23 protein-coding genes are annotated in these 25,477 nt (G+C 34.2%); 14 read left to right on the forward strand and 9 right to left on the reverse strand.

The genetic code is table 11. The features are described 5' to 3' along the window. Positions 1-54 precede the first annotated feature (54 nt). The 4 genes from nudK (at position 55) to AAYQ05_RS07685 (ending at position 3,792) form a co-directional block, all read left to right on the forward strand. Positions 55-636 carry a GDP-mannose pyrophosphatase NudK gene (nudK, locus tag AAYQ05_RS07670; RefSeq protein WP_343542369.1) on the forward strand — a complete coding sequence of 194 codons (582 nt, stop codon included), beginning with the start codon at positions 55-57 and terminating at the stop codon, positions 634-636. 104 nt (positions 637-740) lie between these two features. Further along, positions 741-1,625, forward strand: coding sequence for a L,D-transpeptidase (locus AAYQ05_RS07675; protein ID WP_343542371.1), 885 nt, complete (start codon positions 741-743; stop codon positions 1,623-1,625). 294 nt (positions 1,626-1,919) lie between these two features. Continuing rightward, positions 1,920-2,510, forward strand: a complete 591-nt coding sequence (locus AAYQ05_RS07680) for a TetR/AcrR family transcriptional regulator (protein WP_343542373.1) — start codon at positions 1,920-1,922, stop codon at positions 2,508-2,510. 142 nt (positions 2,511-2,652) lie between these two features. After that, entirely contained in the window at positions 2,653-3,792 is a 1,140-nt protein-coding gene (locus tag AAYQ05_RS07685; RefSeq protein WP_343542374.1) for an FAD-dependent oxidoreductase, read from the forward strand. A gap of 61 nt (positions 3,793-3,853) precedes the next feature. Here the strand turns inward: AAYQ05_RS07685 and AAYQ05_RS07690 are convergent, their stop codons facing one another. The 5 genes from AAYQ05_RS07690 to AAYQ05_RS07710 form a co-directional block, all read right to left on the reverse strand. Then, entirely contained in the window at positions 3,854-4,246 is a 393-nt protein-coding gene (locus AAYQ05_RS07690) for a hypothetical protein (protein ID WP_343542375.1), read from the reverse strand. 5 nt (positions 4,247-4,251) lie between these two features. Further along, entirely contained in the window at positions 4,252-5,724 is a 1,473-nt protein-coding gene (guaB, locus tag AAYQ05_RS07695; protein ID WP_177210436.1) for an IMP dehydrogenase, read from the reverse strand. A gap of 208 nt (positions 5,725-5,932) precedes the next feature. Beyond that, positions 5,933-7,327: a DUF5723 family protein gene (locus AAYQ05_RS07700; RefSeq protein WP_343542377.1), complete on the reverse strand. Its 1,395-nt coding sequence runs from the start codon at positions 7,325-7,327 to the stop codon at positions 5,933-5,935. Then, the gene (locus AAYQ05_RS07705) at positions 7,324-7,875 is read right to left on the reverse strand and encodes a hypothetical protein (protein ID WP_343542378.1); all 552 of its coding nucleotides are present in this window, start codon (positions 7,873-7,875) and stop codon (positions 7,324-7,326) included. Before AAYQ05_RS07705 ends, AAYQ05_RS07700 begins: the two co-directional genes overlap by 4 nt. A 77-nt stretch (positions 7,876-7,952) precedes the next feature. Beyond that, entirely contained in the window at positions 7,953-8,819 is an 867-nt protein-coding gene (locus AAYQ05_RS07710; protein WP_343542379.1) for a hydroxymethylglutaryl-CoA lyase-like TIM-barrel protein, read from the reverse strand. Positions 8,820-9,029: 210 nt separating this feature from the next. Here AAYQ05_RS07710 and AAYQ05_RS07715 point away from each other — a divergent pair, with 210 nt between their 5' ends. Both AAYQ05_RS07715 and AAYQ05_RS07720 read left to right on the forward strand, forming a co-directional pair. Further along, complete coding sequence (locus AAYQ05_RS07715) at positions 9,030-9,641, forward strand: hypothetical protein (RefSeq protein ID WP_343542380.1); 612 nt, start codon at positions 9,030-9,032, stop codon at positions 9,639-9,641. Further along, positions 9,638-10,354 carry a DUF3307 domain-containing protein gene (locus AAYQ05_RS07720; RefSeq protein ID WP_343542381.1) on the forward strand — a complete coding sequence of 239 codons (717 nt, stop codon included), beginning with the start codon at positions 9,638-9,640 and terminating at the stop codon, positions 10,352-10,354. The genes AAYQ05_RS07715 and AAYQ05_RS07720 overlap by 4 nt, the downstream gene beginning before the upstream one ends. Here the strand turns inward: AAYQ05_RS07720 and AAYQ05_RS07725 are convergent. Beyond that, entirely contained in the window at positions 10,340-11,374 is a 1,035-nt protein-coding gene (locus AAYQ05_RS07725) for a quinone-dependent dihydroorotate dehydrogenase (protein WP_343542382.1), read from the reverse strand. The genes AAYQ05_RS07720 and AAYQ05_RS07725 overlap by 15 nt on opposite strands. 372 nt (positions 11,375-11,746) lie before the next feature. Between AAYQ05_RS07725 and AAYQ05_RS07730 the strand changes: the two genes are divergently transcribed. From AAYQ05_RS07730 to AAYQ05_RS07760, 7 genes are all read left to right on the forward strand, one after another. Then, positions 11,747-14,185: an arylsulfatase gene (locus AAYQ05_RS07730; protein ID WP_343542383.1), complete on the forward strand. Its 2,439-nt coding sequence runs from the start codon at positions 11,747-11,749 to the stop codon at positions 14,183-14,185. A gap of 121 nt (positions 14,186-14,306) precedes the next feature. Further along, positions 14,307-14,891 carry a hypothetical protein gene (locus AAYQ05_RS07735; RefSeq protein WP_343542385.1) on the forward strand — a complete coding sequence of 195 codons (585 nt, stop codon included), beginning with the start codon at positions 14,307-14,309 and terminating at the stop codon, positions 14,889-14,891. 22 nt (positions 14,892-14,913) lie between these two features. Next, on the forward strand, positions 14,914-16,134 hold the full coding sequence (locus AAYQ05_RS07740) for an OprO/OprP family phosphate-selective porin (RefSeq protein WP_343542387.1): 1,221 nt from the start codon (positions 14,914-14,916) through the stop codon (positions 16,132-16,134). A gap of 73 nt (positions 16,135-16,207) precedes the next feature. Beyond that, complete coding sequence (locus AAYQ05_RS07745) at positions 16,208-17,200, forward strand: DUF6515 family protein (RefSeq protein ID WP_343542389.1); 993 nt, start codon at positions 16,208-16,210, stop codon at positions 17,198-17,200. A gap of 102 nt (positions 17,201-17,302) precedes the next feature. Next, the gene (locus AAYQ05_RS07750) at positions 17,303-18,436 is read left to right on the forward strand and encodes a formylglycine-generating enzyme family protein (RefSeq protein WP_343542390.1); all 1,134 of its coding nucleotides are present in this window, start codon (positions 17,303-17,305) and stop codon (positions 18,434-18,436) included. 117 nt (positions 18,437-18,553) lie between these two features. Then, positions 18,554-19,831 (forward strand): peptidase T, encoded by a 1,278-nt coding sequence (pepT, locus tag AAYQ05_RS07755; protein WP_343542391.1) that lies wholly within the window; start codon positions 18,554-18,556, stop codon positions 19,829-19,831. A 1-nt stretch (position 19,832) separates the two neighbouring features. Further along, positions 19,833-20,420: a YdeI/OmpD-associated family protein gene (locus AAYQ05_RS07760; RefSeq protein ID WP_343542393.1), complete on the forward strand. Its 588-nt coding sequence runs from the start codon at positions 19,833-19,835 to the stop codon at positions 20,418-20,420. A gap of 362 nt (positions 20,421-20,782) precedes the next feature. Here AAYQ05_RS07760 and yajC read toward each other — a convergent pair whose 3' ends face one another. The 3 genes from yajC to AAYQ05_RS07775 all read right to left on the reverse strand — a co-directional run bounded on the left by yajC (position 20,783) and on the right by AAYQ05_RS07775 (position 23,468). Continuing rightward, on the reverse strand, positions 20,783-21,058 hold the full coding sequence (gene yajC / locus AAYQ05_RS07765) for a preprotein translocase subunit YajC (protein ID WP_008462186.1): 276 nt from the start codon (positions 21,056-21,058) through the stop codon (positions 20,783-20,785). Positions 21,059-21,162: 104 nt separating this feature from the next. Then, positions 21,163-22,074: a transcription antitermination factor NusB gene (nusB, locus tag AAYQ05_RS07770; protein WP_343542396.1), complete on the reverse strand. Its 912-nt coding sequence runs from the start codon at positions 22,072-22,074 to the stop codon at positions 21,163-21,165. A gap of 287 nt (positions 22,075-22,361) precedes the next feature. Continuing rightward, entirely contained in the window at positions 22,362-23,468 is a 1,107-nt protein-coding gene (locus AAYQ05_RS07775; protein ID WP_343542397.1) for a Glu/Leu/Phe/Val family dehydrogenase, read from the reverse strand. Positions 23,469-23,672: 204 nt separating this feature from the next. On the opposite strand from AAYQ05_RS07775, the gene AAYQ05_RS07780 reads away from it, so the two are divergent. After that, a complete protein-coding gene (locus AAYQ05_RS07780; RefSeq protein WP_343542399.1) occupies positions 23,673-25,451 on the forward strand; it encodes an ABC transporter ATP-binding protein in 1,779 nt (592 codons plus the stop codon). Positions 25,452-25,477: the final 26 nt, after the last annotated feature.

Here is a 25,477-nt window from a genome sequence, read left to right on the forward strand (position 1 = left end):
ACATTTAAACGCTCTGATAATCAGGGCGTTTTTTTTATACAAACTATTTCATTTATGAAAAATCCAAAAGTTGAAATTAAAGAAACTAAATTATTATCAGACAATTGGTATATCTTAAACCGTGTTACTTTCGATTACCAAAAAGAAAATGGCACATCTGAAATTCACACCCGTGAAGTTTATGATCGTGGTAATGGCGCTGGAATTTTATTGTACAATTCAACTAAAAAGACAGTCATTTTAACACGTCAGTTTCGTCTGCCTACCTTCCTTAATGGAAATAAGGACGGAATGATGATTGAAGTTTGTGCAGGACTTTTGGACAAAGACAATCCTGAAACGGCAATTATTCGCGAAACAGAAGAAGAAACAGGATATCGAATTTCTAAAGTTCAGAAAGTATTTGAAACTTATATGTCTCCAGGCGCTGTAACAGAGATTTTATATCTTTTTATAGGCGAATATGATGAAAGCATGAAAGTAAGCGAAGGTGGAGGGCTTGATGCTGAACAGGAAAACATAGAAGTTCTGGAATATACTTTTGATGAAGCTTACGCCATGATTGAATCTGGAGAAATCACTGATGCAAAAACCATTATGCTTTTGCAGCATGCTAAAATAAAAGGGATGATTTAAAAGTCTAGTTTTGCAAAAATGTAAATCCCGAAACCAATTCAAAAAATTATGTAACCCTTTTCAGCTATCAGATTTATAACTTTATATTCATAAAAATTCGACCTATGAAAAAGTTATATTACACAGCAAACATACTACTAATCTTGATGTTGGTTTTATTAGGTTCTTGTAAAAAAACCGATACCATCACACTGACTGAAAATAAAAAAGAGAAAAAAAAGGTAATTGAACACAAAAAACCTGAAACGACTGGGTATCAAATCGAGAAAACCAAAGATTGGCTGAAACTAAACGAAGCCGACAGTTCTAAAATGGATATTGTTTACGCATTGAATAGAACTGATAAAGCCAATTTTAAAAAACTGGATTCAGTTGTAATTCCAGCAGATTTTAGCGGTGATTTGGTTTATTACTTGCCATTTCCATTGCATGTTTCAGCATTAGAAGAAGTTTCAAAAATTATCCTTTTTTCATATCCCACACAAGCTTTTGCCGCTTATGAAAATGGCGAATTAGTTCGTACAGGACCAACTAATATGGGCAGAAAAAAAGACCCCACTCCTACTGGATTGTTTTTCACCAATTGGAAAGCAGAACAAACCACAAGTACATTTAATGACGAGTGGGATTTAAAATGGAATTTTAATATCGAAAATAAATTAGGAGTCGGCTTTCATGAATATGCGCTTCCAGGATATCCAGCATCACATTCTTGCTTACGACTATTAGAAAAAGACGCTAAATACCTTTATAAATTTGCTGATGAATGGATTCTAAAAGACAAAGAAAACATAAAAGTAAAAGGTACGCCAGTTATAGTTTTTGGAAGTTATAATTTTGATGGTCCAAAACCATGGTTGCAATTAACATCAGATCCCGAAGCTTTAAACATCTCTGAAGGCGATATCGAAAACATCGTAAATCCTTATTTAAAGGAAATCTTAGAGAATCAAAACCTAAGAGAAGCCGAACCCACAAAAACTTTATAAAATATACTCTAAATACAGAATCAGCTGAAATGATAGAAAATCGTTTCAGCTTTTTTTGTTTTTGTTTAAACATAAAATTTGGCTAAAGCCGCTCATACAATTATTATAAACGTCCAGCTAAAGCTGGAGGCAATTCATATTTTCAACCCTTTGAACCTTTACCTCTTTGCTCCTTTGAACCTAAAAAACTCAGGACCTCAGCACTTTAGAATCTTAGCATCTCAAAAAAAAACATAAGTAAGCGATCGTTCATTTATTATTTTTCATATCTTTGTACCATAATCAATTAGAATCATGAGAACTAGAGATACCAATAAAGAAGTAATTGTAAAACAAAAAGCAATAGAAATGATTGTTACGCAAGGCGTAGAAGGTTTCGGAATGAATCGTCTTGCTAAAGAATGCGGCATTTCTGTTGCGACACTTTATATCTATTATTCAGACAAAGAAGATTTGATTCGTAAAATTGGAATTGAAATTGGCCAAAATTTCTTTGAAAAAATGTTTGATGGTTTCTCTACAGATATGTCTTTTAGAGATGGATTACGAAATCAATGGGAAAATCGTATTTATTTTAACCTAAATTTTGCTCAACAAGCTACCTGTTTTGAACTTTTAAGACATTCTACTCACGGCGATGCAATCATACAAGAAGTAACAGGAAAGTACAAACAAATGATGACTGAATTTATGCTTTTGGCCATTGAGAGAAAAGAGCTCATTTCTGTCCCGTATGAAATATTTTGGAGTATTGCTTACGGCTCACTTTATTCTCTTTTAGAGTTTCATCGAGACGGAAAATCCATGTCTGGAAAATCTTTTGTTCTTAATGACGAGATTAAAAATAAAGCTTTCAATTTAATCCTAAAAGCTCTAACTCCATGATTTTTCAATTTCAATCACAATTTCAATCACAATTTCAAAAATCAATTACAATTAAAAAACTTAATTTCAAAAATTCCAAATTCAAATAATTTGTCACTCTGAGCGAAGTCGAAGAGCACTTACAATATTAATATCAATAAAAATGAAAACTTCAATTATAGAAAATAAAAAAATAGCCATTATTGGCGGTGGACCAGTTGGATTAACAACTGCAAGAATTTTACAAATAAACGGTGCTAATGTTACGGTTTACGAAAGAGATAGTAATGCACAAGCCAGAACGTCAGGAGGAACTCTCGATATTCACTCCGATTCTGGTCAATATGCGATTCAGAAAGCGGGTTTAATGGATGAGTTCTACAAATATGCGAGACCAACTGGAGAAAAAATGGCTGACATAGATGGAAATATCACTTCTGATGAAACGCCAAACGAAACCAATGCTTTCTCACGCCCAGAAATTGACCGTAATGATCTTAGAAAAATTATGCTGGACAATCTTAAAGAAAATACCGTTGTTTGGGATAGTCAATTAATTAATCTCGAAAAACATGAAACCCAATATGTTTTGGAGTTCAAAAACGGTACAAAAACAACTGCAGATTTTGTTATTGTGGCAAATGGAGGAAGATCAAACGCTAGAAAATTTGTGAGCGATCAGGAACCACAACTTTCGGGAACATATATTATTCAAGGCGAAATTGTAAATCCAGATCAAGATTATCCTGAATTTAAACCGAAATACGGAAACGGAAATGTTATGGCAATGGGCGAACATAAAATGTTCTACACACATACTATGCGGGATGGTTCTGTTCACTTTGGCGTTTCTTTTAAAGCAGATGAAGATTGGATTTCGAACCACGGAATCAATTTTGAAGACGATCAATCTGTAATTTCTTTTTTAAACGAAACTTTTGAGAACTGGGGAGACGATTATAAAAAATTCTTTGCCGTTTCTACTGAGTTTTCCGGTTTGCCTTTGAGATTGTTTTCTTTAGAAGAACCATGGAAAGAACATTCAAATATTACGCTTGTTGGCGACGCAGCTCACTTAATGCCTCCATTCGCAGGTGAAGGTGTAAATATGGGACTATTTGATGCTTTCCATTTAACCGAGAATTTAACCAACGGAAAATTTGAAACCATTGACGAAGCAATTGCTGATTACGAAAAGAAAATGTTTGGTTACGCTCTAGAAGCACAACGTGTGACAAAGAAAATGGAAGATTTACTGCATTCTGATATTGTTGCTGAAGATATTTTGAATAGTAGATTCTAATAAAATCAAATACTAAAAATTAAAAAAGGCGTAAGATTAAATCTTACGCCTTTTTTATATACTAACAGATCAATATTTCGATCTCATCTAACTGTATTTGTTTTCTTTTTATTCCATAAAGTCTTTTCAATAAATTCAAAATACTAAATGGATTACTTCCTAACATTGAATAAAACACAGTCATATCTTCATAATTATGAACTGAAATTTTATACCTTGCTTTCTCAGTTATTTGAAAACTAAAAAATTTCACTGCTCTTTTTCCATTTTTAGAATCTCTTGTTTTAAAGCTTTTCTCTGTAAGCATTATCGATTCATTTGTTTTTAAATCAAGTATCTCAACAAAAAAATCATCATTTACCTGAACATCAAAACCACCTAAAACATAAATATCATAAAATCCATAATACAAATCAACCTCAAGAACATCTTTTAACTTGAACTGTATATTCATTATAATTATCTAGAATAATTTGGAGCTTCTTTTGTAATAGTTACGTTATGTGGATGGCTTTCAGTGATTCCGCTTGAAGTAATTCTCACGAAACGTCCTGTTTCCTGTAAAGTAGGAATGTCTTTTGAACCGCAGTATCCCATACCTGCACGAAGACCTCCAATAAATTGAAGCATACTTTCGTTTAATTCTCCTTTGTAAGGAACACGTCCAACGATTCCTTCTGGAACCAATTTCTTAACGTCGTCTTCAACATCTTGGAAATAACGGTCTTTAGATCCTGTTTGCATTGCTTCAACAGATCCCATTCCGCGGTAAGATTTGAATTTTCTTCCTTCAAAAATGATAGTTTCTCCTGGAGATTCTTTTGTTCCTGCTAATAATGAACCTAACATTACACAGTCAGCGCCTGCAGCGATTGCTTTAGGAATATCTCCTGTATAACGAATTCCACCATCGGCAATAACTGGAACTCCAGTTCCTTTGATAGCTGCAGCGACTTCTAAAACTGCTGAGAATTGAGGAAAACCAACACCTGCAACAATACGTGTAGTACAGATAGAACCTGGTCCGATTCCGACTTTTACTCCGTCAGCACCATTTTCTACTAAATATTTAGCAGCTTCTGGCGTTGCAATATTTCCAACCACAACATCTATTTGAGGGAATTTTGATTTTACTTCTTTCAATACATTCACCACGCCTTCTGTATGTCCGTGAGCTGTATCAATAATAATGGCATCTACACCAGCAGCAACTAAAGCTTCAGCTCTTTGAACTGCATCTCCAGTAACTCCAATTGCAGCAGCAACTCTTAAACGACCAAAAGAATCTTTATTAGCGATTGGCTTTTGAGTTAGTTTTGTAATATCTCTAAACGTAATTAGACCTACTAATTCGTTTTTATCATTTACAACCGGTAATTTTTCGATTTTATGACCTTGTAAAACTACTTCTGCCTGCTCTAATGAAGTTCCTTCAGAAACCGTTACTAAGTTTTGGCTTGTCATAACCTCAGCGATTGGTCTTGCTCCGTTTTTCTCGAAACGCAAGTCACGATTGGTAACAATCCCTTTAAGGATTCTGTTTTCGTCAACGATTGGAATACCACCGATTCCGAATTCTTTCATAGCGTTTTTAGCATCAGCAATTGTAGAGTTCATTGGTAAAGTTACCGGATCGATAATCATACCTGCTTCTGCACGTTTTACTTTTCGAACTTTTCCTGCTTGCTGTTCGATAGTCATATTTTTATGTAAAACACCAATTCCGCCTTCTTGTGCCATAGCGATTGCCATTGCGCTTTCTGTAACTGTATCCATCGCAGCTGATACAATTGGAACGTTTAATGTAATGTTTTTTGAGAATCTTGATTTAATGCTCACTTCGCGAGGAAGCACATTCGAGTAGTTAGGTACTAATAATACATCGTCGTAAGTTAAACCTTCGCCGATAATCTTGGAGTTGTGTGCTATCATGGTGCAATTTCTAGTTGAATTGCGTGCAAATATAGTGAATAAATTGCTAACTTGAATACTAACTTATTCATAAATTTATTTTTACACGAATCGACTTACAAATTAAATTCCAATTTTTTAAATTCCAAATTCCAAGTTAGATCGAAAAAAAAAAGCTTCGCTTTTTTTTGGGGAGTTTGGAATTTGGAATTTGAAAAATTGAATATTTCTATTCTTTGTCTTCAAAAACAAAATTGATTCCGAGTTGAAAGGCTGCGCTGCTGGCTTTGGAAATGTCTTTATATTCCAAAACATTATTGACTAAAGCATAAATATTTACGGGACCAATTGTTCCTGCAAGTCCTAAGCCAATGTTTTTATTGGAAAAAGTATCTAGAGTATAAGTTGCTTTAAGATCTAGTTTTTTAAAAATATTTCTTCTGTAAAAAGCTGTTATAGCAAATAAAGGTACTCGAGGCGCAGACATTGCAAAGACCTGCGCTCCTACTGCATTTTTATAATATTTATCGACTTTTCCGTGACAATTACATTCGTCATCAGGACGCGCTTCTCCAAATGAATATTGAATAGAAGAATAAATCTTTGTTGGGCGCCAAGTTGTATATTTATGGTATAAGGTATCTCTTGGTATTGCTTTGTCAAATTCGTCGAAGACATTTTCTGGATCATCAGAACCTAAAAAATCAGGATTAGCGCCATTGTAACGATAGGTTCCTTTATATGTTAGGGTTTCAATATCTTTAGATTGTCTTACAAAACCTAAATCTACAATACTTGCTGTAAACTGCAAATTGTCTTTTATATAATAGGTAATTCCTGCATCTACTCCTAAACCAAGACTTCCGTTAAAAAAAGTATTATTGGTAAGATCACGAGCTATATTTCCGTCATATTCATCCTTCGTAAAACTCGCAATTCCAGAGGTTTTTAATTCTAAATTAGAAGAAATAACCTGATTGTAAAGATTTGGAGTTCCTGCCTGTTGGCCTGTGTATATGTAACCAGAATTTTTTGTCGAAGTAGCATTTGCGCCGCTTGAGTAAATTTTGGCACGTCCTCCGTAAACAAATTTATCATTTACTTTTTTATGAAATCCGACATGAAAAACAGAAAGCACTTCGGCTTTCATATTCAAATCGCCTAGATTGAATGATTTACCAATATAATCTCTGTTTCCGTTTAAAGCTAACAAAGCCAAATCTTTTGGAACAAACATAAAAAAATCGAATTCCTGATACAATCCAAACGTAATGTAGGAACGACTTTCTCTGCCACCAATTCTAAATCCGCCAGAAAACAATTCCAATTGCTGATTCGTAACTACTTTATCATTACTAGAAGATTTATTGACAACATCTCTCACTTTCTGATTAAAATCGACTCCGTCTTTTGAAAATAGATCATAAGCCGAAAAACTGCTGGAACCCACATTTGCTGAAATTCCAGATAAAACCGGAAATCCAAAATAATATTTATATGAAACATCAGCTCCTGGATTTACTAGTGAAGATTGTGGGATTGAAGTAAAATTATATAACAACTCTCTGTTTTGCGCAAAACAAGAAAGATGAAAAAACAAGCAAAGAATTAGAGTTTTTCTCATTCAATTACCAAATAAGCCGTTGCACTTGATCTTAATTTTAAATTTCCTAGACTTTCACTATTTAATGGAGGTCCGGCAGCAATTACCACCACAAAACCAATTCTTTGAGTTTGCTTTAAAAGATCTAATCGCGCGTTTTCAAAAACTTCTGTTGGGTATTTTATAACATTTGGTGTTCCTGTATAGGCGGGAACGGTAAAAGATAGAGTCTGTAAAATCTGATTCCCTTCGCTAAGCAAGAGCATATTTATAACAAAAGAACGATTTATATTGTTTTCGATTTCAAAATCAAATTCGGCTTTTTTAAGACGCTCATTAAAAAATTTATTTTTAAAAATATCAAAATCTCTTACATCTGGATAAATATTAGTTCCGCCATCGTCTACAAGTTTGTTTGCTGGAATATCAAAATAAGCAAGGTTTGCTACAAAAACAGGTTCGATTTTAAAATCGTTTAGCTGATCAAAATCTAAGTCGCTTGAGCAGGAAAATAATAGAAAAACTGAAAAAAGTATACTTGAAATTTTACTTAGCGAGCTTGATCTCATGAGAATAATTATATCAATACTAATGTAACGCTTAATGTTTACAAACCGTATCGAAGGTAAGAAAATATAACTATTTTTTAATGAAACTTTCCGAACAATTTTGAAGCTTCGTTATAAGCGCTTTCGAAGCTAAGAGAATTAAGTCCGGTTATTTTTTTATTTGCAGTAAAATAAGAAACGAGCTTTTCTGTCGGCATATTCCCTGTCAGTTTATCGGTAGCCATTGGACATCCTCCAAAACCTTGAATAGCGCCATCAAAACGGATACAACCCGCTTTTGCTGCGGCGTCAATTTTTTCGAACCAGCTGTCTGGCGTGGTATGAAGATGGGCACCAAATTCAATTTCAGGATATTTCGGAATTAAATCCGAGAACAAATAGGTAATTACTTCTGGTGTAGACGTTCCCACCGTATCAGACAGCGATAAAATTTTCACTCCCATTCCTGCCAATTTTTCTGTCCACTCTGCTACGATTTCGACATTCCAAGGATCTCCATATGGATTTCCAAAACCCATTGAAAGATAGGTAACCACTTCTTTGTTTTTATTATCTGCCACTTCAAGAATTTCTTCAAGAGTAATTAGAGACTCTGCAATTGTTTTGTGCGTGTTACGCATCTGAAAGTTCTCAGAAATAGAAAATGGAAAACCTAAATAGTGAATCTGTTCGTAATTTGCAGCTGTTATAGCGCCTTGTGTATTGGCAATAATAGAAAGCAGTTTACTGGACGTTTGAGATAAATCAAGCTGTTCTAAAACTTCGGCAGTATCTTGCATTTGCGGAATAGCTTTTGGAGAAACAAAACTTCCAAAATCAATGGTATCAAAGCCAACTCGCAACAAAGCTTGTATGTAAGTAACTTTATTTTTTGTCGGAATAAAATCCTTAATGCCTTGCATGGCATCTCGAGGGCATTCGATAATTTTGATTTCTTTACTCAAAGCTTATTCTTTTGTAAAGGCTAAGTTAGTTTCTTTTTTAATGAAATAAAAGAGAATTTTAGCGCAATCCTATTTATTACAAAATATCGTAATAGTTCGCATTATTACCAAAAAATGTAATATTTTAAAATATTACCAAAAAACGTAATAATTAATTTTATTACTTATATTTGTAATAGAAAGTTTATTATTTTTTAATTATATTTGATTATGACTAGTGTAATTACAGGTGACATAATTGGCTCGAGACAGCAATCTGAACATTGGGTTGAAGATTTAAAAAAAATCTTGGCTCCATTTGGTCATACGCCAAGTCAATGGGAGATTTATCGTGGAGATGAGTTTCAAGTTGAAGTAACCAATCCTGAAGATGCATTACTAATTGCTATTTTAATAAAAGCTCATTTACGATCTATAAAGTCTGATGCCCGTATGAGTATTGGTTTTGGAGATAAAACACATCAAGCTGAACGAATTTCTGAAAGCAATGGCTCTGCTTTTATACATTCGGGAGAACTTTTTGAGACTTTAAAAAAACAGAAAGTCACCTTAGCCCTTCGAACTGGAAATACCGATTTTGATGAGAAATTGAATTTAATGCTGCAATTGGCATTAACCTTTATGGACAGCTGGCTGGTACAATCGGCAGAATTTGTTACTGTTGCCATCGAGAATCCGACTTTATCTCAAGAAGAATTAGGACAAAAACTAGGTATTAACCAAGCTGCTGTCAGCAGAAGACAAAAACGCGCTCAGTTTGATTTGGTCATGAATTTAGACAGATACTTTAGAAAACAAATAAAACAATTTATAGCCCCATGATTTTATTTATAAAACTGCTTCTCGCTCATTTGTTAGGAGATTTTATCTGGCAGCCCAATTCTTGGGTCGCCGACAAAGAAATTAAAAAACACAAAAGTATTTACCTGTATATCCATATTTTACTGCACGGAGTTTTAGCCGCAATTTTGGTGGGCGAAATCAGCTTTATTCCTTACGCAGTTTTAATTGCTGTTACACACGGAATTATCGATTTAATCAAACTGAATTTTCAGAAAAAGAAAACCAAAAGAACTTGGTTTGTTGTCGATCAAATTGCACATATTCTTGTTCTAATTGGTGTAGTGCTTCTTTATGAAAACAAAACCATTATTAACTTTTGGCAGAATAATACCTTTTGGATTCTCATTACTGGAATCTTACTGTTAACCAAACCTACTTCAATTTTTATAAAAACTATAATCTCAATATGGGCTCCTGAAAGCAAAAACAGCCATCAGGATAATTCTCTGATAGCTGCTGGAAATTATATTGGTATTTTAGAACGCTTATTTGTTTTCGGTTTTATTTTAACCGGACATTTTGAAGCAATCGGATTTCTATTGGCCGCCAAATCTATTTTTAGATTCGGAGACTTAAAAGAAGCCAAAGACAGGAAATTGACCGAATATGTTTTAATCGGAACTTTGATCAGCTTTGGAATTGCAATACTCGCAGGATTAACCGTTCAAATACTTCTTTTACAATTGTCCTAAAACTTTTTTATTGATTGCTTTTATCAATGCTGGCCCTTCGTAAATAAAACCAGTATACAATTGCACCAAACTTGCTCCTGCATTTAGTTTTTCAATTGCATCATCTGCAGAATGAATTCCTCCCACTCCAATAATTGGGAATGCTTTATTGCTTTTTTCAGAAAGAAAACGAATGACTTCTGTAGAACGTTTTGTTAAAGGTTTTCCAGACAAACCTCCTGTTTCTGTTTGATTGGCAGATTGTAATCCTTCTCTTGAAATTGTAGTATTTGTAGCAATTACTCCCGCAATCTGAGTTGTTTTTACAATATCAATAATATCTAGCAATTGCTCGTCTGTTAAGTCTGGAGCAATTTTTAAAAGGATTGGTTTTACTTTTTGAGTGCTTGTTTTTTGCTTTTCAACATTTCTGTTCTGCAAAGTCTGCAATAAAGCCGTTAATGGTTCTTTATCTTGCAGAGCTCTCAAATTTGGTGTATTTGGCGAACTCACATTCACAACAAAATAATCTACATGATTAAACAAAGCATCAAAACAAATGATATAATCTTTTACGGCATCTTCATTATCGGTTACTTTATTTTTTCCGATATTTCCTCCAATCAAAACACCCGAATTCTTTTTCAAACGTTCTACCGCTTCCAAAACACCGCCATTATTAAATCCCATTCGGTTAATAATCGCTTGATCTTCTTTTAAACGGAATAAACGTTTTTTCGGATTCCCTTCCTGTCCAACTGGTGTTACAGTTCCTATTTCGATAAAACCAAAACCAAAATCACCAAGTTCTTTGTACAGCTTTGCGTCTTTGTCAAAACCAGCCGCAAGTCCAACTGGATTTTTAAATTTAATTCCGAAAACTTCTCTTTCTAATCGAACATCTTTTACTTCATAAATCGATCTTATAATTGCCGAAACTCCTGGGATTTTTGAAATGAATTTTACAAAAGAAAAAGTAAAATAATGCACTTTTTCAGGATCAAAACAAAAAAGTATCGGGCGAATTATCAATTTATACATAAGAGTTGTGTTGTTGTTATTTTGGCTGCAAATTTAAATATTATAGTTTAAAAAGGTGTCTTTTTACAAAAACAAATCATTTTCTTTTTGTTTGATTATTCTACTTATAAATAAAACCATTCTTAAATTTTATGTCATGTACTGTTTAAAAACATGTTTTTTATGTTGCAAATTATAAAATGAAACAAGTTCACTTCTTTTAAAACTTCTTTTTGGGTTAAGAATCTCTAATTTTGAGATATTCATTCCAAATAAAAACCTATACACCAGCAAAATATTCAAATCCGAAAAAATTTATTTTTTTTCAGATTGTCCTCATAACCACGTTCAAAAAATTCCTTCACAAAAATTATTAATTAATCAAGTTCAATTATGAAAGTCAGTAAACAATTAATTCTAAAAAGTATCTTCGTACTTCTATTTTGTCTTTCTTTCGGTTTATCAACTAAATTATTTGCGCAAGCAGATCCTCAGCAGGTAACCAAAGAAACTTTTAAAGGAAAAATGGCCTTAGACATTAGAGATTCCAAAAGTGATTGGGCTCCATACTTACCTAAAAAAGCACCTGCAGGAGCTCCAAATATTCTATTTATCTTATATGATGATACTGGTATGGCTGCATGGTCAACATACGGAGGAGCGATTAATATGCCAACGATGCAAAAATTAGCCGATAACGGAATTACTTACTCGCAATGGCATACAACAGCTTTATGTTCTCCAACCCGCTCTACACTTTTAACAGGTCGCAACCATCACCTTAACGGAATGGCTGCAATCACAGAAACAGCAGATGGATATCCTGGAGCAAGCGGAAGAATTCCTAAACAAGCCGCAACAATTGGCCAGATTCTTCAAGATAATGGTTGGAGCACTTTTTGGGTTGGAAAAAATCATAATGTACCCGAACAAGATATTGCCTCTGGTGGGCCTAGAGCTACTTGGCCGCTTCAAATGGGATTTGATCGCTTTTATGGTTTTCTTGGCGGAGAAACCAATCAATGGTATCCTGATTTAGTTGAAGACAATCATTTTATTGAACCACCTGCAACTCCAGAAGAAGGATATCATTTGTCTAAAGATTTAGCCGATCATGCATTAGAATTTATCAAAGACCAACAGGCAACAAATCCTTCCAAACCATGGTACATGTGGTATTGTCCAGGTGCTAATCATGCTCCGCATCAAGCTCCTGAAGAATACATTGCAAAATATAAAGGCAAATTTGACGAAGGTTATGATGCGTATCGTAAATGGGTTCTTCCTAGAATGATTGCAAAAGGAGTTTTACCTCCGGGAACAAACTTTGACAAATTTAATCCTATGCCTCCAGGAGTAGCAAATCCTGCGGACAATGTATTGGATTGGAATAAATTGAAACCAGAAGAAAAGAAATTGTTTTCTAGATTGGCTGAAGTTTATGCTGGTTTTTCAGAATATACCGATGCGCAGGTTGGAAGAATTATTGATTATCTAGAAAAAACAGGACAGCTAGAAAATACACTTGTAATTTATGCTGCTGACAACGGTGCTTCGGGTGAAGGTTCTGAATCGGGTTCTGTTAATGAGAATAAATTCTTTAACGGTTATCCTGACGAATTAAAAGAAAATTTAAAATATATTGATAAATTAGGAAGTCCTGATACTTACGAACATTATCCAACTGGTTGGGCTGCTGCGTTCTCGACTCCTTTTAAAATGTTTAAAAGATACAGCCAATATGCTGGAGGAACTTGTGATCCGCTAGTAATGTCATGGCCTAAAGGAATAAAAGCGAAAGGTGTTGTTCGTGATCAATTTCATCATTCAACAGATATTGTTCCGACAATATTAGATGTATGCGGTTTAGAAATGCCTAAAGAATATCGAGGTGTCCCACAATATCCTTTATCTGGAGTTTCTATGCGTTATACTTTTGATGCTGCTCCAAATACAAAAACTCAAAAACATATTCAATATTTTGCCATGTTAGGAAGCCGCGCTTTATGGAAAGATGGCTGGAAAGCTGTAGCATTGCACGCTCCATTGTCTGGAAAAGGAAATTTTGATAAAGACGTTTGGGAATTATACAATACTGATGTGGATCGATCTGAGTCTAAAAATTTAGCAGCAAAATATCCAGACAAATTAAAAGAGCTTATTAAAGACTGGAATGATGAAGCGGCTAAAAACTTAGTATTGCCACTTGACGACCGCTCTGCAATTGAAATTCTTGGAACAGAAAGACCTTCTTCTGAAGCTCCTCGCGATCTTTATAAATACTATCCTGGAACTTCGGCCGTACCAGAGGGTGTTGCTGTTAATGTTCGTGGACGCTCTTATAAAATAGTTGCTGATGTTGATGTTAAAGATGCCAATGCTTCAGGTGTAATTTTTGCTCACGGTTCACGTTTTGGAGGCCATACTTTATTCTTAAAAGATAAAAAATTAAATTATGTCTATAATTTCTTAGGAATTGCTCCTGAACAACGATTTACTTCTAACATTGCTATAACTCCAGGAAAACACGTTTTTGGAATGGAATTCAATCGTGAAAAAGCAGGTCCAAATGGTGAATCTATTGGAACAATGAAGTTATACATCGACGGAAAAGAAGTAGCATCTGGACCTATGAGAACTCAATCTGGCAAATTTACACTTTCAGGAGATGGACTTTGTGTTGGTTTTGACAGCGGGGATGCTGTTAGTAAAGAATACAAAACTCCAGGAACTTTTAAAGGCGGTGAAATTATTGGTGTCGGAGTTAGTGTTGGAAAAGTTGAATATTCTGACCTAAATAACGACGCAAAAAGAGCTTTAGGAAGAGATTAATCACCTAAATAGAAATTTAAAAAGAGGTATTTAATGAACATAATCATGGACAGTAATACCTCTTTTTTCTTTATAATTAATGTAAGGCAATAAAAAAATGTTTCTTTAAGAATGAATCAAAATGTTCGATAATACTTATTATATAAAAAACTTCCTTGTAATTCTAATTTCTTTAATCAGTTGCTTTTTTTCGACTAAAATTAAAGCTCAGGAGCATGAGGAAAAGACTTTTAGTCCGCACCATCAAATCGGCATTTCTATTAATCATGTTCATGTTTTTGAAGGTCGAGATGAAGATGGAAATCGAGAAACATTAACGCTTCCTGCTTGGGGAATAGATTATACATTTCAGTTTCACGAAAAATGGGCTATTGGTCTCCATACTGATTTTATTATGGAAAAATATAAAGTCGAAAAGGTTTATGCAAGCGAAGAAGACAAAGAAACTGTAGAAAGAAGTTATCCTATTGCTCCTGCTCTAATGGGAATTTACAAACCTAATGAGCATTGGAGTTTTCTTTTAGGATTTGGAGGTGAATTTGCCAAAGAAGAAGATTTTTTCCTGACCAGAGCAGGAGTTGAATATGGCTACGAACTGCCAAAAGGCTGGGAAATTTTCGGAACTGTCAGCTACGATTTCAAATGGAATGCCTATGACAGCTGGGGAATTGGTTTAGGAATCGCAAAAAACTTTGGAGGAAAATAATTTATACCAACCTATTGATTTTATGTATAGCACAAATAAACCAAATCGCATTTCTAAATATTCCCTCTTAGTTTTTCTTTTACTAATTGGTTTCAAAGGATTTTCGCAGCAAGAAAAGGACACTACCAAACTAATGAATGTTCGCTATGGAAGTAAAGGAATTGAATTAGAAACCCGTGACAAAAAGTTTCTCTTCCAATTGGCAAGCCGTCTTCAATTTCGTTTTTCAACACCAAATGACACAGACCCTTTAACTTATGATGATTATAGCCAAGACGCTAAAACGACTTTCAAAATAAACCGTGCCAGATTAAAAATTGGCGGTCATGCTTTTGAACCTTGGCTTAAATACTACTGGGAATATGAATTAAGCCAGTCCAATTTATTGGATTTTAGAATTATGATCGAAAAATGGGATTTCCTGAGTTTTAAAGTTGGGCAATGGAAGACGGAATTTACACGAGAACGCTTTATCAGCAGCGGTGAACAGCAAATGGTAGATCGCTCATTAATTAACCGTCCCTTTACCGTAGACCGACAATTAGGAGCCGAAGTTTATGGACATTTAAAAGGTGCTGGAGTTGCCGATTTTAATTATTGGTTCGCTGCTCTTACAGGAACAGGACGCGGAAGCACTTCTAATGACGATAATCATTTAATGTATTTTGGAAGAGCGCAATGGAATTTTCTTGGAAGATTTCTTGATTTCGAAGGTTGTGATTTAGAATTCCACGAAAAACCAACTCCAATTATTGCGTTTTCTGCCATCACAAACCGAAGCCCTTATACTCGTTTCTCTCAAGCTGGAGGAGGTTCTCTCGACGGATTTGAAGATGGCTTGCCTGGACAATACAGAGTTAATCAATGGAATCTGGAAAGTGCTTTTATGTATCGCGGTTTTTCTTGGCAGAGCGAATGGCATACCAAAGAAATTATTGACAAATACAATAATAATGACATGACTGTAATGAAAGGTTATTATGTTCAAGCTGGATATTTCTTCCATAATGTTTTTGACTGGTGGCCAAAGCACTTGGAAATGGCTGGACGGCATGCCGCATATCGACCTGATAATTCTATTAGAGAAAATAGACAAGAGGAATCTACATTGGCATTTAACTGGTTTTTTAAAGGACATAAAAACAAACTAACTTCAGAGATAAGTTATTTTAGCTTTCAAGATAAAACACTTCCTTTACAAGAAGGGTGGCGATTTAGAATACAATGGGATATCTCATTATAATTCAAACTTTTAATTCATTAATTCAAAACCAACATTTTTTTTTCATAACTTTAAATCACATAAATTGCTGAATATGAAAAATATATCGAAAACAGTAAAAAAACTGGCACTTTTAATGTGTTTGACCGGAACTTTTTTGTTTATTTCTGTTGACAGTTTAGCACAGCGCCATCGCGGAGGCGGCGGAGGTGGCGGATTTAACAGAGGCGGCGGAGGGGCAGCTCATACTCGTCCCGCAAGACCAGCAACGCAATCTAGACCAAATGTGAGTAGACCTACCACAACAAGGCCAACAGCAACGACTAGACCTGCCGCAACTAGACCTGGAGCAAATAACTCGGGAACTAAAATAAATAGACCTTCTAACAATTCCAACAGAAACAATACGGTAAATAGAAATAATACCGTAAATAGAAACAATGTTGGCAACAGAAACACCAACATAAGCGGTAATAACGTTAACAGAAACAGAAATAACGTCAACATAAATGTAAATAATAGTGTTCATGTTCGCAACAACCGCAACACTATAGTTAGACCTGGACCTCGACCTTACGTTCGTCCACCTTATGTATACGGCGGTTACAGATACAATTGCTACCATCCTTACTATCCGCGCCCTTACAGACCTTTTTATTGGGGACCAGTTTGGCATCCTTGGGGATTTTTTGTTGCAACTCTAGCAACTACAGCGATTATTGTTAGTGTAGAAAATCAGAAATACCACTACGATCAAGGAGTTTGGTATACCTCGACAAATGGCGGTTATACTGCTGTACCTGCACCAGTTGGCGGAACGGTAAATAATATTCCAAGTGGAGCAGAAACAGTCAATACAGGAACAGTCAATAATTACTATTACGGAGGAACGTATTACGAAAAAGACGGTGGAAAATATACTGTCGTTGCTCCTACTGCTGGAACAATTGTAGAAAACTTGCCTGAAGGCGGAGAAGAAGTAACAATTGGAGATGCTAAATATGTAAAATTTGGAGAAACCTATTATCAGCCCGTACAAATTGATGGAAAAGATAAATACGAAGTAGTTTCGGTTGAGAAAGAATAATATAATTTTATTAATTCTATAAAATTAATATACTTTCAAAAATAATTTTAACTATTTTTATCCCTGCTATTGACACCATTATAAGCTCAAAATAAATAAACCATGAAAAACAAAACCTTTTGGATTTTTGCACTACTTACATTATCCATTATTTCAATTGCTTACAGTTATACAAGATTTAAAGATAAAGCAGAAAAAACAGCTGTCGAATGTCATGAAACTCCAAGTACTACTGTAGAATCTGAATTTAAACCAACTGTCGAAAATAAATTTAAACCGACAGAAAAAGCTCCTAAAGGCATGGTTTGGATTCCTGGAGGCGAATTTTCTATGGGAACAAATGTAGAAGATGAAAGTTTATGCAGTATTAAAGGCGTTACTAAAGATGCAGCTCCAATACATAGAGTTTATGTTGATGGATATTATATGGATGAAACTGAAGTCACCAATGAAGAATTCGAAAAATTTGTAAAAGCTACAGGGTATGTAACTGTTGCGGAACAAAAACCAACAAAAGAAGAATTTCCAACAGCAAATGAAGAAGACCTAGTTACTGGTTCTGTTGTCTTCACTCCTACTCCTTCAGCGGTTAATTTGAATAATTTCTTGCAATGGTGGCGTTATGAACCAGGTGCTGATTGGAGACATCCAGACGGTCCACAAAGCACTATTAAAGGAAAAGAAAAATATCCCGTTGTGCATGTTGTATACGAAGACGCTGCAGCTTATGCTAAATGGGCTGGAAAAAGATTGCCAACAGAAGCAGAATGGGAATTTGCAGCACGCGGTGGTAAAACTGGAAATCTATATGCTTGGGGAAATGATTTAAAACCTAAAGGAAAATTCCAAGCTAATATTTATCAGGGGCATTTCCCTATCAAAGACGGTGATACCGGAGAAGATGGCTTTAAAGGTATTGCACCAACAGCGCAATATGCTCCAAATGCATACGGCTTGTATGACATGGCTGGAAATGTATGGGAATGGGTAAACGACTGGTACAGCGTTGACTATTACAAATCATTAGCAGAAAGTGGAAAAGTAACAAAAAATCCGCAAGGACCTAGCGCTTATTATGATCCTAGTGATCCAAGCGAAATAAAACGAGTTCATCGCGGTGGTTCATTCTTGTGTACAGACCAATACTGCACTCGATACATGGTGGGGACAAGAGGAAAAGGCGAAATCAGATCGGCTGCTAACCATGTTGGCTTTAGATGCGTAAAAAGCAAATAGCAAACTTAAAATACTAGAAAGGGATTCGACAACGAATCCCTTTTTTTATTAATTCAGATATGGAAAGCTAAATTTCGTAGCAGAAAAATTTTCTATATTTGCTAAAAATCTAAAAAAATGCAACATATCATAGATCGTTTTATCAGTTATGTAACAATTGATACTGAATCGGATCCAAATTCACAAACCACTCCAAGCACACAAAAACAATGGAACCTTGCCAATAAATTAGTTGAAGAACTAAAAGCAATTGGTCTTGAAGAGGTAACTATAGATGACAAAGCCTATATCATGGCGACACTTCCAAGTAATGTTGATCATGAAGTGCCAACGATTGGTTTTGTTTCTCACTTTGATACTTCGCCAGACTTTAGCGGAGCAAATGTAAAACCGCAAATTGTTGAAAACTACGACGGAAAAGATATCGTTTTGAACGCTGAGAAAAATATTATTTTATCTCCTGATTACTTTAAAGATTTACTTCAATATAAAGGTCAGACCATCATTACTACTGACGGAACAACGCTTTTAGGAGCAGATGATAAAGCCGGAATTACTGAAATTGTTTCGGCAATGGAATACCTGATTCAGCATCCTGAAATCAAACACGGAAAAATCAGAATCGGATTTACGCCAGATGAAGAAATCGGTCGCGGTGCGCATCATTTTGATGTTGAAAAATTTGGAGCACAATGGGCTTATACCATGGACGGAAGCCAAATTGGTGAATTAGAATATGAAAATTTCAACGCTGCTGGAGCAAAAATTACTTTTAAAGGAAAAAGCGTTCACCCAGGTTATGCTAAAGGAAAAATGATCAATTCTATGCTTTTAGCAAACGATTTTATCAATGAACTTCCGAAAGGCGAAACTCCACAAGAAACAAAAGGTTATGAAGGTTTCTTTCATGTGCACCATATTAAAGGAAATATCGAAGAAACAGTTTTAGAATTAATTATTCGTGATCACAACAGAAAGAAATTCGAAAAACGAAAAGAATTGATTCACAAACTGACTAAACAATTCAATAAAAAATTCGCAAAGAAATTTGGCGAAGATATTGTGATCGCTGAAGTAAAAGATCAATATTACAATATGAAAGAAAAGGTTCTACCTGTAAAATATATTGTAGATATTGCCGAAAAAGCAATGAGAGAATTGAGCATAAAACCAATCATTAAACCAATTCGTGGCGGAACTGACGGTTCGCAATTGTCATTTATGGGATTGCCTTGTCCGAACATTTTTGCGGGCGGACATAATTTCCATGGAAAATACGAATATGTTCCAGCAGAAAGCATTCAGAAAGCTACTGATGTAATTGTAAAAATTGCTGAACTGACTGCTATTCCAGGAATTTTTGATGCACCAGAAAAATCTAAAAGAAAAAGATAAAGTGGAACCGAATTCTGATAAAAAACACGTTTGGGACAAAGTCAATCAATGGGAAGAAGAACTTCTTTTCCTAAAATCAATTATTGACAAAACAGAACTGGTCGAAACCATAAAATGGGGAGGACCTATTTACGTCTACAACAAAAAAAATGTTATCGGAATTGGAGGTTTTAAAAATTATTTTGCCATTTGGTTTCTAAACGGTGTTTTTCTGAAAGATGAAAAAAAGAGACTAATCAACGCTCAAGAAGACAAAACAAAATCGATGCGCCAATGGCGTTTTACTTCAAAAGAAGAAGTAAATGAAAAAGAAATTTTAGAATACATTCACGAAGCGATTGAAAACGAAAAACAAGGAAAAGTTATTAAACCTTCTAAAAAAGAGGCTATTGTATCTGAACTTTTAGAAAAAGAAATGACTCAAAATCCAGCTTTAAAAGAAGCATTTGAAAAATTTTCTCCTTACAAACAATATGAGTTTTTAGAATATATTGAAACAGCTAAACAGGAAAAAACTAAAATTTCAAGAATCGAAAAAGTGATTCCGATGATTTTGGCGAATATTGGATTGAATGATAAATACAGGTAATTTAAGTTTTAATATTTAAAATCCAAATTCCAAAACTGTTGTCATTCTGAACGAAGTCGAAGAACGAAACTATACGAGAACCTTTGTCAAAGTTTAAAACTTTGACAAAGGTTTTTTCATAATAGAACACATATCATACAAACATAGCCCGTGGTTTCAACCACAGGAATACGGATTGTGATCATGATAATGATTGCGTCCCGTCGTTGAAACCGCGGGCTATATTTTTCATACAATGAATTAAAGTCTTTGAGGAGCTACTTGCGAAGATTTCTCTCTTCGCTCGAAATGACAAAACAAGGCACAAAAAAATCCCAAACTCCTTTTGGGATTTGGGATTTCTAAAATATTGTAATTTAAAATTAAGCTTTTTTATTCAAAGCCGCGCTCAATTCTAAAGAGATTGCAGAACGCTCTAATTTTAATTTTCCAGACATTGTTTCAATTACAACAGTAGTTTCTGCTAATTCAGCTATTTTACCGTGGAAACCACTTTTTGTAACTATTTTATCACCTACTTTTAGGTTGCTTTCAAATTCTTTTTCGTTTTTAGCTCTTTTTTGCTGTGGTCTAATCATGAAGAAATAGATTACCACAAACATTAAAAGAAATGGCGCAAATTGAGATAATTGTCCCATAATTTAAATTTGTTTTTGATTTATATTTAATATTCTTTTTTTGGAATTTGGACTCGAGCGATAGCGAACAGGCGAAGCAATTTAAAAATTGATTATTTTAAATCTTACATTAACCCTCTTCCTACTTTTACCATTTTTTTATTGGCAGTCAGTTCCTTAACAAGATTATCTAAAATTCCGTTGATAAAAATACTACTTTTTGGTGTAGAATACTCTTTTGCAATTTCTAAATATTCGTTAAGAGTTACTTTTACTGGAATTGAAGGGAATTTAACAAACTCGCAAATTGCCATTTTTAAGATAATAGTATCAATTTCGGCAATACGATCGCTGTCCCAATTTGGTGTTTTATCCTCGTATTCTTTTGCAAAAGCAGTTTCATTTAAAATTGTTCTTCTAAACAAATCTTTAGCAAAATCTTTATCTTCAACATCTTTATACAATTTTGGCACTCTAAAATCGTCTGGATCTTCGGTTTTGATAGCTTTCAATTGTTTAACAATATGCGTATTTACAACCGGAATATCATCAACCCAAGTTAATTTATCATCCTCTAAATACTCATATAATTTTTCGTTTGGTACAATAACATTTTCAAACAAATCAATTATAAATTGTCTGTCTTCTTCAAACGTATTTACGCTATTGCTCATGTATTTTTTGTAGATATCGCTTGCTTTAACATCATTTAAAAGCAAAATGATATAATCATCGTTTAAAGACCAGTTATTGATTTTACGATTTTCTAAAGCAATACTAAGAGAATTACTTTCTGCTAAAAGCTGGAAGATTTTGTTTTTGATGAACTTTTCGTTCGGATTACGTTCTGCTGCAGTAGCGAGGTGTTTTTTACTTGACAGATGCAAATAGACAGCTTCTTTTTTGCAAATTTCTATCAATGAAGAAAGCATTATAAGATATAAGTCCTGAATATTATCTATGCTATAAAAAAGAAATTTTTCTTCTTTTTCCATATTATCAGAACCGCTTTGGTGCATTGCATAAATGGATTGCATTACTTTAACGCGTATGTGTCTTCTATTTACCACCGTGTAAGAACATTTAAAAATTAGTCTGCAAAAGTATAACTTTTGATGCGTATTTTAAAATTAATTCGTAAAAAAGTGGTCTTTTTAGTGGTCAGTTTTCAGAATTTAGTGGTCAGTCTCTATTTATAGTGGACAGTGATCAGTTTTTAGTGAACAGTGCCAAACATTCGCAAAAAAAATCTCAGTTTACAGCATAAACTGCAAACTGAGACTTTAAGACTGAACACTTAAGAAAGTGAACACTGAACACTTAATTACTTCTTAGCGTTCTCGATTCTTCTTTGATCGATACGGTTTTGAGCAATTGTAAGTGCCGCTTTATGCGTTGTAATATTATTTTTAGCTGCAAAATCTATAATTTCTAAAGTAGTATTATAGATATTTTCTGTTTTGCTCATAATTTCAGCTTTACCGTAGTTTGCTAATTCAGCATAAACATTGATGATTCCACCAGCGTTGATTAAGAAATCTGGAGCGTATAAAATACCTCTTTCTTGTAATCTTGCACCATGAACATTCTCATCTGCTAATTGATTGTTTGCTGCACCAGCAATAACTTTTGCTTTAATTTTATCTACTGTAGCATCATTAATTGTTGCTCCCATTGCACATGGTGCATAGATATCAACATCTGCAGTATACAAATCTTCACCTGTATAAATTGCAGCATTGTATTTTGAAGCTACTTGATATAATTTTTCTTCGTTAATATCGGTAATAGTAACCTGTGCTCCTTCTTTAGTTAAATAATCAACCAAAGTCTCACCCACGTGTCCAATTCCTTGTACCAAAACTTTTTTACCTTCTAAAACATCAGTTCCAAACTGACTTTTAGCAGCAGCTTTCATACCTAAGTAAACTCCGTAAGCAGTAATAGGAGAAGGGTTCCCAGAACCACCTCTTTCTTCAGAAATACCAGTAACATAAGGCGTTACATCTCTTACCGTGTCCATGTCTTTAGTTTCCATTCCGACATCCTCAGCAGTAATATATCTTCCGCTTAATGAGTGAACGAATTCACCAAACTTACGCATTAATTCAGGCGTTTTCTGAGTTTTAGCATCACCAATAATAACGGCTTTACCTCCACCAATATTAAGTCCAGTAATAGCAGATTTAAACGTCATACCTCTAGAAAGGCGTAAAACATCGTTTAAAGCTTCCCATTCTGTGTTATAATTCCACATTCTGGTTCCTCCCAAAGCTGGCCCCATAACCGAATTATGAATACCAATAATTGCTTTTAAACCTGTATCTTTGTCATTGCAAAATACAATTTGTTCGTGATCGTCAAAAGATAATTGACCAAAAACAGGATCCATTTTTTGAAGTTCCTTTCCAGTTGCGAAAGTTGCATCCATAGCGCTAGTATTAATTAGGTTAAAATTATGAATTCGTCAAAAAGACAACTCAAACATAATTAAAAAATACATATGTGCTAATTTTTTATCTTTAAAATAACAATATTACAATCTAATTGTTTTGATTAAATCGCAAATTATTATAATTTTATTTAACAATAATTCTTAAATCCAAAACAATTCAACATCATATTTCTTAAAAAAATGAAAGAATTAAGCTATTTAAACAAATATTTCATTAAATATAAATACAGTTTCTCGCTTGGTATTTTAATCACCATAATCGCACAAATATTTTCTCTATTTACTCCAAAACTGATCAGCAAGTCTTTAAACGCTATTGAGAATTTTGACAAATTATCTGCCTCAGAGCAAAAATCGGAAATAGTAATCGCAACTTTTCGTCAGGATCTCATTCATAATGTGCTACTTATTATTGGAACAACCATTGTAGCTGGATTTTTAACCTTTTTAATGCGTCAGACCTTAATTGTAATGTCTCGCCATATTGAATTTGATTTAAAAAATGAAGTTTTTAGACAATATGAGAATCTTTCGCAAAATTTCTACAAACAAAATAGAACTGGAGATTTGATGAACCGTATTAGCGAAGACGTTTCAAAAGTTCGTATGTATGTTGGGCCAGCAGTAATGTATACTATAAATACAGCTATCCGTTTCGCTATTGTCATATTATATATGTATAATGTATCGCCGCTTCTTACCTTATATACTATACTGCCTTTGCCTATTCTTTCGTATTGCATTTTTAAATTAAGTTCAGAAATCAATAAACGAAGCACTACTTTCCAACAATACCTTTCTAAAGTTTCGAGTTTTACACAAGAAATATTTTCAGGAATTCGAGTTATAAAAGCGTATTCTTTAGAAAATCAGCATCAAAATAATATGGTTGATCTGGCTGAAGAAAGCAAACGTAAGAGTTTAAGCCTAGCAAGAGTACAATCTTTATTTGGGCCTTTAATGATCGCCCTTATCGGAATCAGTAATTTGGTTGTAATATATTTTGGAGGTGTAATGTATATCAATGGAAGCATTCCTAATATTGGAACCATCGCAGAATTTATTCTATATGTAAACATGCTAACTTGGCCAGTTGCTTCTTTAGGATGGGTTTCGTCTATGGTTCAAGAAGCAGAAGCTTCTCAAAAACGCTTGAATGAATTCTTGAAAATTGAACCAGAAATTAAAAACAACAACCAAAACACTTCAGAAATCCAAGGAAACATCTCTTTCGAAAATGTGTCTTTCACTTATGATGATACCAACATCGAAGCTTTAAAAAATGTTTCTTTTACAGTAAAAAAAGGAGAAACATTGGCAATCTTGGGAAAAACAGGTTCTGGAAAATCGACCATTCTTTCTTTGATTTCGAGATTGTACGATATTACAGAAGGTGAAGTTAAAATTGACGGAAACGAAATCAGTACTTTAAACTTAAATGATCTTCGAAATAATATCGGAATCGTACCTCAGGATGCTTTCTTATTTTCGGATACGATTAAAAACAATATCAAATTCGGAAATCAGAATGCAACTGAGGAAGAGGTAATCGAAGCTGCTAAAAACGCTGTGGTTCATGATAACATTATTGCCTTTAACAAACAGTACGACACTATTTTAGGAGAAAGGGGAATTACACTTTCGGGCGGACAGAAACAGCGTGTTTCTATTGCGAGAGCCATTATTAAAAACCCTGCAATTTTACTTTTTGACGATTGTCTGTCAGCTGTTGATACTGAAACCGAAGAAATGATTTTGAATAATTTGTTCGAAATTTCTAAAGACAAAACAACCATAATTGTAAGTCATCGAGTATCATCTGCCAAGAATGCAGATAAAATTATTATACTTGAAGATGGTAAGATAATTCAACAAGGTTCTCATAATCAATTAATAAATCAAGAAGGTTATTATGCATCGTTATATTTAAAACAACTTTCGGAAAAAGAATTACTTTAATTGTTGCGTAATAGATAATTTTTTAT

It is taken from the genome of Flavobacterium movens (assembly GCF_039581425.1).
GTDB lineage: Bacteria > Bacteroidota > Bacteroidia > Flavobacteriales > Flavobacteriaceae > Flavobacterium > Flavobacterium luteolum.